Annotated in this window: 10 protein-coding genes; 6 read left to right on the top strand and 4 right to left on the bottom strand. The window is 73.4% G+C overall.

The window, feature by feature from the left end:
* The first annotated feature begins 191 nt into the window (after positions 1–191).
* From ACQCO7_RS36955 to ACQCO7_RS36940, 4 genes are all read left to right on the top strand, one after another.
* Positions 192–1256, top strand: coding sequence for a mechanosensitive ion channel family protein (locus tag ACQCO7_RS36955; protein ID WP_464077382.1), 1065 nt, complete (start codon positions 192–194; stop codon positions 1254–1256).
* Positions 1257–1373: 117 nt separating this feature from the next.
* Complete coding sequence (locus ACQCO7_RS36950; protein ID WP_464075891.1) at positions 1374–3590, top strand: NADP-dependent isocitrate dehydrogenase; 2217 nt, start codon at positions 1374–1376, stop codon at positions 3588–3590.
* A 151-nt stretch (positions 3591–3741) separates the two neighbouring features.
* Entirely contained in the window at positions 3742–4539 is a 798-nt protein-coding gene (locus ACQCO7_RS36945) for an N-formylglutamate amidohydrolase (RefSeq protein ID WP_464075890.1), read from the top strand.
* 49 nt (positions 4540–4588) lie between these two features.
* Entirely contained in the window at positions 4589–5803 is a 1215-nt protein-coding gene (locus tag ACQCO7_RS36940) for a cytochrome P450 (protein WP_464075889.1), read from the top strand.
* 18 nt (positions 5804–5821) lie between these two features.
* Here the strand turns inward: ACQCO7_RS36940 and ACQCO7_RS36935 are convergent, their stop codons facing one another.
* The 3 genes from ACQCO7_RS36935 to ACQCO7_RS36925 are packed head-to-tail and all read right to left on the bottom strand — an operon-like array spanning position 5822 to position 8387.
* Positions 5822–6304 carry a hypothetical protein gene (locus ACQCO7_RS36935; protein WP_464077381.1) on the bottom strand — a complete coding sequence of 161 codons (483 nt, stop codon included), beginning with the start codon at positions 6302–6304 and terminating at the stop codon, positions 5822–5824.
* Between the two features lie 20 nt (positions 6305–6324).
* Positions 6325–6924: an RNA polymerase sigma factor gene (locus ACQCO7_RS36930; RefSeq protein WP_178855141.1), complete on the bottom strand. Its 600-nt coding sequence runs from the start codon at positions 6922–6924 to the stop codon at positions 6325–6327.
* A gap of 35 nt (positions 6925–6959) precedes the next feature.
* Entirely contained in the window at positions 6960–8387 is a 1428-nt protein-coding gene (locus tag ACQCO7_RS36925) for a S8/S53 family peptidase (RefSeq protein WP_464075888.1), read from the bottom strand.
* 309 nt (positions 8388–8696) lie between these two features.
* On the opposite strand from ACQCO7_RS36925, the gene ACQCO7_RS36920 reads away from it, so the two are divergent.
* A complete protein-coding gene (locus ACQCO7_RS36920; protein WP_464075887.1) occupies positions 8697–11300 on the top strand; it encodes a CHAT domain-containing protein in 2604 nt (867 codons plus the stop codon).
* Positions 11301–11376: 76 nt separating this feature from the next.
* On the opposite strand, the gene ACQCO7_RS36915 is transcribed toward ACQCO7_RS36920, so the two are convergent.
* Positions 11377–13263: a helix-turn-helix domain-containing protein gene (locus ACQCO7_RS36915; RefSeq protein ID WP_464075886.1), complete on the bottom strand. Its 1887-nt coding sequence runs from the start codon at positions 13261–13263 to the stop codon at positions 11377–11379.
* 93 nt (positions 13264–13356) lie between these two features.
* Between ACQCO7_RS36915 and absR1 the strand changes: the two genes are divergently transcribed.
* Positions 13357–14421: a beta-glucuronidase AbsR1 gene (absR1, locus tag ACQCO7_RS36910; protein WP_464075885.1), complete on the top strand. Its 1065-nt coding sequence runs from the start codon at positions 13357–13359 to the stop codon at positions 14419–14421.
* The last annotated feature ends 58 nt before the right edge of the window (positions 14422–14479 follow it).

Here is a 14479-nt window from a genome sequence, read left to right as displayed (position 1 = left end):
TCTTCCCCCGTTGAACGCGCAGATCCTGACACATCGAAAGGGCTTGCGAAAGGTCTTTCCCGGATACGGCAGGATGGATGATCACGCCCCTCTCGCGGGCGGCTCAGCACATCCCGGAATCGAGCAGGTGACCAGGTGACGACATTTCACATCCGGCCTCTTATGGGCGAGTTGGCGGGAGGTGGCCCGTGCTGACCCGTGAACTCACCGTGCACGACGCGGTGTTGGCCGGCATCGCGGTCGGGTCCGGGCTGCTGGTCGCGTTCCTGTCGCGGTCGCTGCTGCTGTGGCTCGGCAAGCACGCCAAGCGCACGAAGTGGGGCGGCGACGACGTGATGGTCGCCGCGCTGCGCGGGGTCCTGCCGTGGGCGGCGGTCGCCGGGGGCGTCGCCTCGGGGGCGGCCGTGCTGCCGCTGGCGAAGGTGTGGCACCGGACGGCCAGCCAGGCGTTCACCGTCGTGCTGATCTTCGTGGTGACCGTGTCGGTGGCGCGGGTCGTCGCCGGGTTCATGCAGACGATCACCCAGTCGCGGCCCGGGGTCGCCGGGTCCGCGACGATCTTCGTGAACATCACGCGGGTGCTGATCCTCGCGATCGGGTTCCTCGTGATGCTCCAGTCGCTCGGCATCTCGATAGCGCCGATGCTGACCGCCCTCGGCGTCGGCGGTCTCGCGGTCGCGCTGGCGCTCCAGGACACGCTCGCGAACCTCTTCGCCGGCATCCACATCCTCGCCTCGAAGACCGTCCAGCCCGGCGACTACATCAAGCTGAGCAGCGGCGAGGAGGGGTACGTCGAGGACATCAACTGGCGTCAGACGACCGTCCGCGCGCTCTCCAACAACCTCATCGTGATCCCCAACGGGCAGCTCGCCAAGGCCAACATGACCAACTTCATGCGGCCCGAGCAGCAGCTGACAATCCTCGTGCAGGTGGGGGTGGCGTACGACAGCGACCTCGACCAGGTCGAGAAGGTCACCATGGACGTCGTCTCCGAGGTGATGACGGAGATCACCGGGGCGATACCGGACCACGAGCCCGCGGTCCGGTTCCACACCTTCGGGGACAACCGCATCGGGTTCACGGTGATCCTGGGGGTCGGGGAGTTCAGCGACCAGTACCGGATCAAGCACGAGTTCATCAAGCGGCTGCACAAGAGGTACCGGGCGGAGGGGATCAGGATTCCGGCGCCCGCGCGGAACGTGTCGTTGCAGCAGGGGTCGCTGGTGATACCGCAGCAGCGGGAGGCGGCTTCCTAGGAAACGTCCTTGCCGGAGGGGGTCGGCGCCGGCGGCGTGCGGACCCCTGTCGAGCCCGCTCGCGTCACGAGATATCTTGATGTCGAGCAATGTTGCAGACGTGGAGCGGAGCACCCGGTGACTGACTCGACCATCATCTACACCCACACTGACGAGGCCCCGGCCCTGGCGACGTATTCGTTCCTGCCGGTGGTCGAGGCGTACGCCGGCCAGGCGGGCGTCTCTGTGGAGACCCGGGACATCTCGCTGGCCGGGCGCATCATCGCCGTGTTCCCGGAGCACCTCACCGAGGACCAGCGCATCCCGGACGCCCTCGCCGAGCTGGGCGAGCTGGCCAAGACGCCGGCCGCGAACATCATCAAGCTGCCGAACGTCTCGGCGTCCGTACCGCAGCTGAAGGCCGCGATCGCCGAGCTCCAGGGCCAGGGCTACGCACTGCCGGACTACCCGGACGACCCGAAGACCGACGAGGAGCGGGAGATCCAGGCCCGCTACGACAAGATCAAGGGTTCCGCCGTGAACCCGGTCCTGCGCGAGGGCAACTCCGACCGCCGCGCCCCCGCGTCGGTCAAGAACTACGCGAAGACCCACCCGCACCGCATGGGCGCCTGGACCCCCGAGTCCAGGACGAACGTCGCGACGATGGGCGAGAACGACTTCCGCTCCACCGAGAAGTCGGTCGTGATCTCCGAGGCGGGCGCGCTGCGCATCGAGCTGGCCGCCGCCGACGGCACGACGACCGTGCTGCGCGAGTCCGTACCGGTCCTGGCGGGCGAGGTCGTCGACGCGTCCGTGCTGCACGTGGCCGCGCTGCGCGAGTTCCTCACCGCGCAGATCGCCCGCGCCAAGGCGGAGGACGTGCTGTTCTCCGTGCACCTCAAGGCGACGATGATGAAGGTCTCCGACCCGATCGTCTTCGGCCACGTGGTCCGCGCGTTCTTCCCGAAGACGTTCGCCCAGTACGGCGCTGCGCTGGCCGCCGCCGGTCTGACCCCGAACGACGGTCTCGGCGGCATCCTCAAGGGTCTCGACGCGCTCGCCGACGGTGCCGCGATCAAGGCGTCCTTCGACGCCGAGCTGGCCGAGGGCCCCGCGCTCGCGATGGTCGACTCCGACAAGGGCATCACCAACCTGCACGTGCCGTCCGACGTCATCGTCGACGCCTCGATGCCGGCCATGATCCGCACGTCCGGCCACATGTGGGGCCCGGACGGCCAGGAGGCCGACACCCTCGCCGTCCTGCCCGACTCGTCGTACGCGGGCGTCTACCAGGCCGTCATCGAGGACTGCCGCGCGCACGGCGCCTACGACCCGTCGACGATGGGCTCCGTCCCGAACGTCGGCCTCATGGCGCAGAAGGCCGAGGAGTACGGCTCCCACGACAAGACCTTCGAGATCAAGGCCGCCGGCACGGTCCGCCTGGTCGACCGGGCCGGGAACGTCGTGCTGGAGCAGGAGGTCGCCGAGGGCGACATCTTCCGCGCCTGCCAGACCAAGGACGCGCCGATCCGCGACTGGGTGAAGCTCGCCGTCACGCGTGCGCGGGCCACCGGTGACCCGGCCGTGTTCTGGCTGGACGAGGACCGCGGCCACGACGCCGTGATCATCGAGAAGGTCAAGGCGTACCTGCCGGAGCACGACACCGAGGGCCTGGACATCCGCATCCTCGCGCCGGTCGACGCCACCAAGTTCTCCATCGAGCGCATCCGGCGCGGCGAGAACACCATCTCCGTCACCGGCAACGTGCTGCGCGACTACCTGACCGACCTCTTCCCCATCCTGGAGCTGGGCACCAGCGCCAAGATGCTGTCGGTCGTCCCGCTGATGGCGGGCGGCGGCCTCTTCGAGACGGGTGCCGGCGGTTCGGCGCCGAAGCACGTGCAGCAGCTCGTCAAGGAGAACTACCTGCGCTGGGACTCGCTCGGCGAGTTCTTCGCGCTGGTGCCGTCCCTGGAGCAGTACGCCGAGGTCACGAACAACCCGAAGGCCAAGGTCCTCGCCGACACCCTCGACCGCGCCACGGCGACCTTCCTCAACGAGGACAAGTCCCCGACCCGGCGCGTCGGCGGCATCGACAACCGCGGCAGCCACTTCTACCTGTCCCTGTACTGGGCGCAGGAGCTGGCCGCGCAGACCGAGGACGCGGACCTCGCGAAGGCGTTCGCGTCCTTCGCGGAGACCCTCGCGGCGAACGAGGAGAAGATCGTCGGCGAGCTGAACGCCGTGCAGGGCTCGGCGGCCGACATCGGCGGCTACTACCAGCCCGACCCGGCGAAGGCGGCGGCGGTCATGCGCCCGTCGGCGACGTGGAACGCGGCGCTGGCAGCGCTCTGAGGCCGCTTGTCCGTGTACGGCACCGGGTCGGCGCCCGTGAGGCGCTGATCCGGTGCCGGTGAGCACAGCTCCGCCCCGGCCGGGAGGTTTCCGGCCGGGGCGGAGCTGTCCCAAGGCGCACCACGCCACTGACAACGCCCCGGGAGCAGCCGTGACCAGCGCAGTACCGTCCTCCTTCGCGTACCTCCCCGGTGCGGAGGGGTCGTCCGTGATCCTGCATGTGCCGCACTCGGCGCGGGAGATCCCGGCGGGGGTGCGGGAGGGGATCGTGCTGGGGGACGCCGCGCTGGAGCGGGAGTCGGATCACATCGTGGACGCGCACACCGCGCGGATCGCGGAGCGGGCGGCGGAGGGGTCGGCTGTGCGCCCGTGGCGGTTCGTCAACCTGCTGTCGCGGCTGGTCGTGGACCCGGAGCGGTTCCCGGACGAGCGGGAGGAGATGCGGGTGGTGGGGATGGGCGCCGTCTACACCCGGACGACTCACCGGGAGGTCCTCCGGGACGACACCGTCGACCCGGAGCCTCTGGTCCGGCGCTACTTCCGTCCGTACGCGCGCGCGATGACCGACGCCGTCGCCGAGCGGCTGAAGGCGACGGGGCGGGCGGTGGTGATCGACGTGCACTCGTACCCCAGCGAGCCCCTGCCGTACGAGCTGCACGCGGCCGGCGAGCGGCCCGCCGTGTGCCTGGGCACCGACTCCTTCCACACGCCCCCGGCGCTGCTCGCCGCCGCGCGGGACGCGTTCGCGGGGTTCGAGGTGGGGCTGGACAGCCCGTTCAGCGGGACGTACGTACCCCTGGAGTACTACGGGGTGGACGCCCGGGTGACGGCGTTGATGATCGAGGTCCGCCGGGACGTCTACATGACGGAGCCCGGCGGCGAGGCGGGTCCCGGTCTGGACGGCGTCGCGGCGGCGCTGGCCGCTCTCGTGGACGCGGTCTCACGCTGACGCAGCACTCCCGCGCGACACACCGCCCTCCCCCGGTGAGGGTGGACGCATGACCGAGGAGATGACGACACCGGCCCCGCCGGCCGTACGGGACTGGCCCACCCCCGACCTGGAGGGCACGGCGTTCGACCCGTTCCTCGCGGAGCTGATGCGGGAGGGCCCGCTGACCCGGATCCGGCTGCCGTTCGGCGAGGGCTGGGCGTGGCTGGCGACGCGGTACGACGATGTGCGGACGGTGACGAACGATCCCCGTTTCAGCCGCGCGGAGGTCACGAAGTGCCAGGTCACGAGGATGGCCCCGCATTTCGCGCCGCGCCCGGGCTCGCTGGCGTTCGCGGACCAGCCGGACCACAACCGGCTGCGCAGGGCGGTCGCGGGGGCGTTCACGGTGGGCGGCATGAAGCGGCTGCGCCCGGTGGCCCAGGCGATGCTGGACGGGCTGGTCGACGGCGTCGTGCGGGACGGCCCGCCCGCCGATCTCGTCGCGCGCGTGCTGGAGCCGTTCCCGCTGGCGGTGGTGAGCGAGGTGATGGGGGTCCCCGAGGCGGACCGGGAGCGGGTGCACGCGTGGACGCGGGAGATCATCTCGACGTCGGGCGGCGCGGCTGGCGCGGGGAGGGCGAAGGAGGGGCTGTACGGCTGGATCACGGAGACGATCCGCGCCCGCGCGCAGGAGCCCGGCGAGGACGTGTACGCGCTGCTGGGCGCGGCCGTCGCGCGCGGGGACGTGCGCGAGGAGGAGGCGGTCGGCCTGGCGGGTCCGTTGCAGATCGGCGGTGAGGCGGTGACGCACAACGTCGGCCAGATGCTGTATCTGCTGCTGACCCGCCCGGAGTTGCTGGTGCGGATGCGGGAACGCCCGGACGCGCGCGGCGTGTTGATCGACGAGCTGCTGCGCTACATCCCGCATCGCAGCAGTGTGGGCCTGGCGCGGATCGCTCTGGAGGACGTCGAGCTGGCGGGGCACGTGATCCGCGCGGGCGAGCCGGTGTACGTGTCGTACCTGGCCGCCAACCGCGATCCGGAGGTCTTCCCGGAGCCGGACGTCATCGATGTCGGCCGGGACCCGAACCCGCACCTGGCGTTCGGGAACGGCGCGCACCACTGCACCGGCATGGTCCTCGCGCGCCTCCAGATCGATCTGCTGCTGGAGACGCTGCCGAGGCGGTTGCCGGGGCTGCGTCTCGCGGTGCCCGCGGATCAGGTCGAGTGGCGCGAGAAGACCATGATCCGGGGACCGCGGACGCTGCCGGTCACCTGGTGAGGGCCGGCCCGTACACCCTCAGGCCCGCAGCCACTCGGTGACGACGACGTCCTGTCCGGCCCGCACTCTGAGCGCGAACGGGCCGGAGAGGGGGTCGTCGCTGGTGAACCGGCCGAGTTCGTCGGCGTCGAGCGCGTGGCTCGCGCGCGAGCCGCCGAGGACCTCGATACGGGCCGTCTGCGGGGGCATGAGCTGGCCGAACATGCCGTGCGCGGTGACCTCGACGTCGACCGTCAGCTCGCCGGTGACGAACGTCAGCATGCGCGGCCCGTCCGTCTCCCCCCGCACGGGGATGCCGTGGGTCAGCGAGTCGAAGGTCAGCCCGGCGATCTTGGCGTCGAGGTCGACCAGGGCGTACGCCTCCAGGGCGGTGCGGTACACCTCCGGGGGCACCGGGTCGAGGATCGCGGCGGCCTGGCGCAGTTCCTCCTCCAGGCAGTCGTCCGCGAAGTCGTCTCCGGGCTCGTCGCCGTGGGGGGCGTCGTTCATCGGCTCGTCCATTCCGTCGTACACGTCGTGGTTCACTGCGGCCCCCGGGCGTCCAGGCGGGCGCGCAGACGGCGCAGGCAACGCTGGCGCATCGGGCCGATGCTGCCGACGGCGATGCCGAGCGAGTCCGCCACCTCCTGGTAGCTGGGCGGGGGCGAGGCGATGAGCACCCGCAGCAGTTCCCGGCAGCGTTCGCCGAGGGCGTCGAACTCCTGCCAGAGGCGGCGCACGCGTTCGCTCTGCGCGGCGGCCTCCTCGGAGTCGAGGACGGACTGCTCGGGGGTGCGGTCCTCGCTGACCCGGTCCAGGACCTGGGGGTCGTCGGTAGGGGTGAGGCGCCTGAGGCCCTTGATGACCTTCAGGCATTCGTTGCGCGCGGTGCGCGCCAGCCAGGCGCCCGCCTTCTCGGGCTCCCGGATGCGGTGCAGGTGCTGGGCGAAGCGCAGCCACACGGTCTGGGCCACCTCGTGCCCGTCGGCCTCGGAGAGCCGGTGCGCGCGCACCACCGACCAGACCAGCGGGCTGAGCCCCTCCACCAACGCTTTCCAGGCCGCCGCGTCACCGTCGATCGCGGCCTGGACGAGCGCGCCGACATCAGTACGGTCCACGGCCCCACCCCTCGTGTACGGCATGTCATCGTACGCCGTGACGGGGGTGGCGACGGCCCTCATGAGTGGGCGACGAGCTGCCCGGCCACGGCCGGGAGCCAGGTCGGCGGGCGCAGCGCCGTCACGTGCGCGCCGCGCACCTCGGCGAAGTCCGCACAGGCGGTGAGCAGGCCGCGGGCCGCCGTGCGCGGGTCGCTCTCGCGGCTCGCGGTCATCCAGGCGGCGACGAGTCCCGCGACCAGGGGGGTGGCGAAGGAGGTGCCGCTCCACGCGGCGTACCCCTCGAACATCACCTGATCGGGTTTCTCGTCGGGGTCGCTGAGGACGCCGGTGTGCCGGGGGGTGCAGCAGGTGCAGGCGTAGCCGAAGCCGAAGCGGCAGGTGTCGTACGTGGAGTGCTGGTAGACGTACGGCACGGGGGCGTCGAAACCGGTGAGGGCGCTGACGAGGCGCTCGCCGGGGGCGTAGACCTTCACCCAGGGGCCGTAGTTGGTGAAGCAGGCGCCGAACGCGCCGTCCGCGCGCAGGGCGCCGACGGACAGGACGGAGTCGGCGTGCTCGGGCAGGCCCGCGTAGGCGGCGGGCCAGAACGGCGTGGCCCTGCTGTCGTTCCCGGCGGCGGCCACGAGCAGGGTGCGCTGGGTCTGGAGGGCGGTCATGAACGCCTCGACGCCGAGGAGGCCGTCGGTGCGGCCGTTGACGCTGCCGGCGGAGAGGCTGAGGATGTCGGGCCAGCCGTCGGCCACGGCGTCGAAGAGACGCTCGCCGAACTCGGACTCCAGGATGGCGCCCGCGTCGTTGAGGGTGCCGCGCACGGTGACGTCGGTGTTGGGGGCGACGGCGGTGAGCAGGCCCGCTATGAACGTGCCGTGGCCGACGTACTGGCGCAGGACGCCGTGGTCGTCGGTCTCGCGGAGCTGCGCGTCGCCGGTGACGTTCCCGAGGCCGGGGCAGGCGCGGTAGTCGTGGGTGAGGCCGTTGTCGACGACCAGGACACGGACGGCGGTGTCGGGGTCGTGGACGGCGTCGGCGGGTGCCGGGTTGGTGCCCTCGGTGCGGACGGCGGGCACCGGTTCGTCGCCCGGACAGGCGTTGGTGGCGATGTGGACGACGTGGTTGCGGCTGATCAGGCGGCGTCCGGCGCGGCCCTCTCGGGCGCTGAGGGCGCGCAGCGCGTGGGCGACGGTCTGGTCGTCACCGCCCGCGCGGACGCCCTGGCCGGGGTCGCCGACCTGGATGCGGGTGATGCCGGAGCGGTTGGTCTCGGGGCCCGCGCGGCGGACGTGGTCGGCGGTCAGGCCGGCCGCCTCGGTGAAGTGCGCGCGCACGGTGTCCTCGACGAGGCGCGCCTCGTCGCCGTCGCGTGCGAGGACGACGCCTTTCTCGTAGACGAACTCCCCGAGATCGTCGGGGCCCATGGCGAGCGGCACGTCCGGCATCGAACGCTGCATGTGGTCGAACTGCTCCTGGAATCGCTGTGGCGCCATGGCTGTCCTCTTCCCCTGAGGCGATGGTCGTCAGTGAGAGCAGCGAGGGCGGCGGTTGATACAGGGGAAGCCGGCGTTCCGCGTGAAGGATCGTTTCGCCGGAGGTCGGGGCGGTGCGGCGGGGGGGGTGTCGCCGCAGGCGGGCCGGTGCCACGGGGCCGCGGGGTGGTGTGCGGGCGTGCCGGGGGCGCGCGCAGCGCCGTGCGCCGGAGTGCACGCGGTGTGTCCGGCGGGGGCCGGTGGCGGGGCGCTGTGCCGGAAGCGCACCAACCGGTGTGATGCGCTCCGCTGCCCGATACCATCCGTGGGGTGACAGCGGCACACGAACCGGTCCTCGAACTGCTGCCTCTGGTGTTCGCCGCCCCTCATGAGGCGTTGGCGCGGGCGGAGGAACTGCTCCGCGCCGATCCGCCGGCGCTGCACGCCTCGATCGCCCATCAGGTGATCGGGATCTGGCAGCGGGACTGGGGCGATCTGGGTCTCGCGCTGAAGCATCTGCGCCGCGCGCGCGTGCTGGCGGCGCGCGCCGACTCCGCCGACCGGGAGGCGGACATCCTGGGCACGCTCGGCGTCGCCCTCGTGCACGCGGGCCGTACCCGGCAGGGCCTTGCCGCGTTCGAGCGGGGCGTGGAGCGCGGTACGGGTCTCACCCGCGCGCGGGTGCTGTTCCGGCGGGCGTACTCGTGGGAGGTCCTCGGGCATCACCCGGAGGCGCTGGAGGACCTGCGGCGTGCGGTGCCGGTGCTGCGTCAGGTGGGCGACACGATCTGGACGGCGCGTGCGCTGAACCTGCGCGCGACGGTGCATCTGGCACTGGGCGCGGTGGACCGGGCGGACGCGGACTACGCGGCGGCGCAGGCCCTGTGGGACACCACCGGGCAGGAGCACGACAAGGCGGACGCCGTCGAGAGCCAGGGCATCGCCGCGTTCCGCTCCGGCGACATCCCGCGCGCGCTGAGCCTGCTGGACGACGCGGAGGAGCGGTACGCGAAGCTCGGCACGCCCGGGATCATGCTGAACATCCGGCGCTGCGAGGTGCTGATGGCGGCGGGCCTCGCCCCGGAGGCGCTGGCCGAGGCGGACGCGGCGATCGCCGTCCTGGACGGCATCCGGGGGCAGTCGACGCGCAAGGCGGAACTCCTGCTGACGGCGGCGAAGGCGGCGCGCCACGCGGGCGACACCGGCACGGCGATAGCCCGCTCGGCGGTCGCGGTGCGGCTGTTCGCGGCGCAGCGGCGGTCCTGGTGGGAGACGCACGCCCAACTGGTGCTGATCGAGGCGAAGCTGACGGCGGGGCGGGCGTCGGGGCGGCTCGTCGCGGACGCCGCGAAGGTCGCCGGACGGCTCGCGTCGTTCGGTGCGCCCGCAGCGCCCGAGGCGTGGCTGCTGGCGGGCCGTATCGCGCTGGTCCTGGACTGGACGGCCGACGCCGAGCGGTATCTCTCGCTGGCCGCCCGCAGCCGCCGCAGCGGGCCTCCGCTGGCCCGGGTGACGGGGTGGGCGGCGCAGGCCCTGCGCGCACGCGCGGCGGGTTCGGGGCGGGGTGTCCTGGAGGCGTGCCGGCGCGGTCTCGACGTCCTCGACGACCACCGGATGACACTGGGCGCCTCCGAGCTGCGGGCCCGCGCGACCGCGCAGGGCGCCGAACTCGCCGCGCTCGCCCAGCAGGTGAGCCTGGAGGGGGGCGGGCCGCGCCAGTTGCTGCTGTGGAGCGAGCGGTGGCGGGCCACGGTGCTGTCGGCGCCGCCGACCAGGCCGCCCGCCGACGCGGCCCTCCTGAGCGGTCTGACGGCCTTCCGCGTCATCGCCGACCAGGCGGAGCAGGCCCGCATCTCCGGGCGCCCGCTGCCCGCCCTGGAGCGCGAGCAGCGGCGTCTGGAGCAGGAGATCAGGTCCCGGACCCTGCACATCCGGGGCGAGTCCCCCGGGGACGGCCACCGGTTCGACGTGGCGCGGCTCCTGGAGCGGCTGGGGGACGGGCGGCTCGTCGAACTCGCCGTGCTCGACGGGCGCGTGCAGGTGCTGCTCGTCGGGGGCGGGCGGGTGCGGCGGTTCGCGGGCGGGATGCTCGCGGACGCGGAGCGGGAGGCCGAGCACGTCCAGGCGACCCTGCGGCGCCTCGCGCACCCGGGTGCGGAGGGGCGGTTGCCGCTCGTCGAGGAGATGGGGCGCCGACTCCAGAAACTGCTCCTCGGTCCCGCCGCGGAACGGCTCGGCGAGGGGCCTGTGGTCGTCGTGCCTCCCGCGCGCCTGCACCGGGTGCCGTGGGCGCTGCTGCCCGCGCTGCGCGAGCGCGTGCTCAGCGTGTCGCCGTCCGCGAGCAGTTGGCTGCGCGCGAAGGAGACACCCGCGCCGGCCGGGGGACGGCACGTCCTCGTGCGCGGTCCCGGGCTCGCGACGGGCGGCGCCGAGGTGCCGGAGGTCGCGGGCCGGTACGGCCGTCCCGTCGTCCTGGAGCACGACGAGGCGCGCGTCCCCCGGGTGCTCGACGAACTGGACGGGGCCGCGCTCGCGCACATCGCCGCGCACGGCACGTTCCGCGCGGACAGTCCCCTGTTCTCGTCCCTCCGCATGGCCGACGGGCCCCTGATCGTCCACGACTTCGAACGCCTCGACCGCAGTCCCCACCGCATCATCCTCTCCAGCTGCGACACGGCCCGCCTCGCCTCGGTCGGCGCGGACGAACTCCTGGGCCTGGTCACGGCGTTGCTCCCGCTGGGGACGGCGGGCGTCCTGGCGAGCAGCGCGCCCGTCAACGACGCGGCGGTGGTCCCGCTGATGCTGGCCCTCCACAAGAGTCTCGCGGACGGACGCTCGCTGGCGGAGGCGTTGCGGGACGCGCGCGGGGCGGTGCCGGGGGATGCGCTGCACCAGGCGACGGGGTGGGCGTTCACGGCGTTCGGGGCGGCGTGAGGCGGTGCTGCCGGGGCCGCTTGGGGCGGGGTGAGGGGGCGCTCCGCGCGTGCGTCAGCATACCCCGTGGACTCCCTCACGCCGGTTGCCCCACCACCCACGGCAGCGCGCCCCTGTCGCTCGCCCCCAGTCGCGTGTACGCGCTGTACAGGTGGTTGCCGACCGTTCGGATCGACAGGGTCAGTCGTTCCGCGATCTGGCGGTTGCTCAGGCCCGCCGCCGCCAGGGTGACGATCTGGCGTTGGCGGGCGGTGAGGTCGTCGAGGGCGAGGCCCGAGAGTACGGGGGTGCCGGAGGGCTGGCAGCGGCGGGCCAGCGCGACAGCGCGCGTGCGCGCCGCCCGGGCCGCACGGGGGTCGCGGTGGGCGTGGGCGGCGCGGGTGCGGGCTTCGGCGGCGTACAGGAGGAAGCCCCGCTCCTCCAGCTCCCCCGCCACCTCGTCCAGCGCGGTCGCGTCGCCCTGCGCGAGCGCCCGCGCGTAGTGGGCGAACACCCCGTCGTCCGCCGCCATCTCATCGAGCCGTACGCCGCCCTCCTCGGCCCGTGCCAGCTCCGTACGGCAGTCGGGGTCGGCGGGGCTGTGGCGCAGCCCCTCGCGCGCCCAGGAGGCGGCCTGCCGCAGTTCGCCGCGCAGTCGCGCGAACCGTGCGCGCACGCACGCGTGGACCGGCGGCACCGGTTCGCCCTCGGCGACGAGCCACTCCCCCACGGGCGCGCGCGTGTCGCGGACGTCCGCCGCGCCGATCCGCCGGACCAGTTCGGCGGACTCCTCGGCGAGCGCCACGCCGTACGGTTCCCGCTCGCCGGTCAGCCGGAGCGTCCGCAGCCGGCCCGCGACGGCGCGCAGGACGGGCCCGTGCAGGGGGTCCGCGAGGTGTACGGCCGTGTCGTCGCCGACCGCGATGAGGCCGTCGGCCTCCAGGCGCTCCAGGACGTCCAGGTCGAGCTTCCCGGCCCGCACGGGGAGGGGTTCCGCGAACGCCAGCCGGTCGAGGGTCTCGCGGTCGGCGTCCGTGCGCGCGAGGACGCCGGACGCCCGTTCGCGGACGGCCGGGGTGAGGGGGACGGGGCCCCGCCAGGCGTACGCGTCGTCCCCGGACGGCTCCAGCAGCCCCTGTTCGCGTACGGCGTCCACCAGGTCCCGCAGGAGTCTGAGGTCGCCCCGGGTCAGGCGGTCGAGGCGGTCGACGGTGAGCGCGTCGAGGGGGACGCCCGCGCCGGACGACAGGAGCTGGGCCGTCGCGTCGTACGGGAGGGGGCCGAGGACGAGCCTCGGGAGGAGTCCGTCGGTCCACAGGCGGGTGATCGGGGTAGGGGCGGGGGCTCCTTCCGTCGTGACGACCAGGAGGCGGGTGCGGCCCTGCACGGCGAGCTGGTGGACGAGGGCGGCGGAGGCGTCGTCCAGGAGGTGCGCGTCGTCGACGAGCAACAGGCGCACGGGCGCGAGGAGTTCCACCGCGCGGTGGAGGGTGACGTCCTCGGGGAGGAGGTGGGCGAAGGCGGCGAAGGGGAGGTGACGGGTCTCGGGGGTGCCGGAGACGCGCGCGTAGGGGTGGGGCTTGGCGCCGGGGGTGTGCACGCGCGGGCGGGCGCCTGCGGGGCCGTCGCGGAGGGCGTCGGCCGCACCGTCGGTGACCGGCGCGGTGACGCCCCGCCCGTGCGGCCCGGTGGCAGCCGCCGCACGCCCCCGCGCCCCGCGCGCGCCGGCGCCCCGCGCTCCCGGGAACGCTCCGCGCGCGGATCTTCCGCGCGCCCCCCTCGATCCGCCCCGCGCGCTCCCGGGTTCGAGGTCCTTCACCGCCTCCGCCGCGAGGCGGGTGCGGCCGTGGCCGGCCGGGCCGGTGAGGATCATGCCGGGGCGGGCGGCGGTCAGGGCCTGGCGGATCAGGGCGAGTTCCTCCTCACGGCCGGTGAACGGCCACGGCCGGTCGAGGGACTTGGGGTCGGGTCCGAGAGTCGTCACGTCATCATGAGCGGGGGTACTCAGGTCTGATACAGGCGACTTGAGTAGCTCCCGACTCAGGCGCGGTGACCTTGGACCGGGCACGCTGGACCCATGACCGCCCGCTACTGCTCGCTCGTCCGGCAGCCTGAGCCCGGGTTCACCCCGGGACTGGCCGCCGAGCGGCTCGGCGCGCTCATGAGCGGGCGGCGGATGTGGGTGAACGGCACGGTCCTGCACTACTGCTTCTTCGACTCCGAGAACGCCGGCACCGGGGGGAGCCGGCGGGTCTCGTGGGCGGGCGGCGAGGCGCAGCGCGACGTGGTGCGGGACTGCTTCCGGGAGTGGCAGGACCTCGGCATCGGCGTGACGTTCACGGAGGTCGCCGACCGGTCCGAGGCCGAGGTCCGCATCGGGTTCGAGGAGAGCGACGGCTCCTGGTCGGCCGTCGGCCGCGAGGCGCTGCTCGTGGGGCTGCACGAGCGGACGATGAACTTCGGCTGGGATCTCACGGCCCCGGGCGAGCGGGCGACGGCCCTGCACCAGATCGGCCACGCGCTGGGCATGCAGCACGAGCACCAGAGCCCGTACGCGGGCATCCACTGGGACGAGGAGGCGGTGTACGCGGACCTCGCGGGCCCGCCGAACCACTGGAGCCGGGAGCGGACGTACGTCAACATCCTGCGCAAGCTGGACGTGACGGAGGTCAACGGCACGGTGTGGGACCCGCAGTCGGTGATGGAGTACCCCTTCCCGGCGGGGCTGATCCTGGAGCCCGAGCAGTTCCGGCAGGGCGTGCATCCGCCGGGCGCGCTGTCCACGCTGGACAAGGAGTTCGTGCAGCGCTGGTACCCGCCGCCGCTCACGCCCCGGCCCGCCTCGCTCGTGCCGTTCCGGTCGGCGCCGCTGGCCCTGGGGCCGGGTGAGCAGGCGGACTTCGCGCTGGAGCCGTCCGAGACCCGTGACTACCGGCTCGCCGCGTTCGGCGACTGCGACACCGTCGTCGTCCTCTTCGAGGAGCGCGAGGGGGAGCCGCGTTTCCTCGCGGGGGACGACGACGGGGGGACGCAGGAGAACGCGTCGCTGCGGGTGCGGCTCGTGAAGGGGCGGCGGTACTTCGTCCGTATGCGCCTGTACTCGGCCTGGGGGGCGGGGAGGAGCGCGGTCATGTGCTGGTGACCGCTCGTGGACCATGGTCCGGCGCCGGGGGAAAGGCCGGGCCGTCCGCTCTCGGGGG

It is taken from the genome of Streptomyces saintjeani (assembly GCF_055409605.1).
Note: the sequence above shows the minus strand (reverse complement) of the source record. Positions and strands in the feature narration are given on the sequence as shown.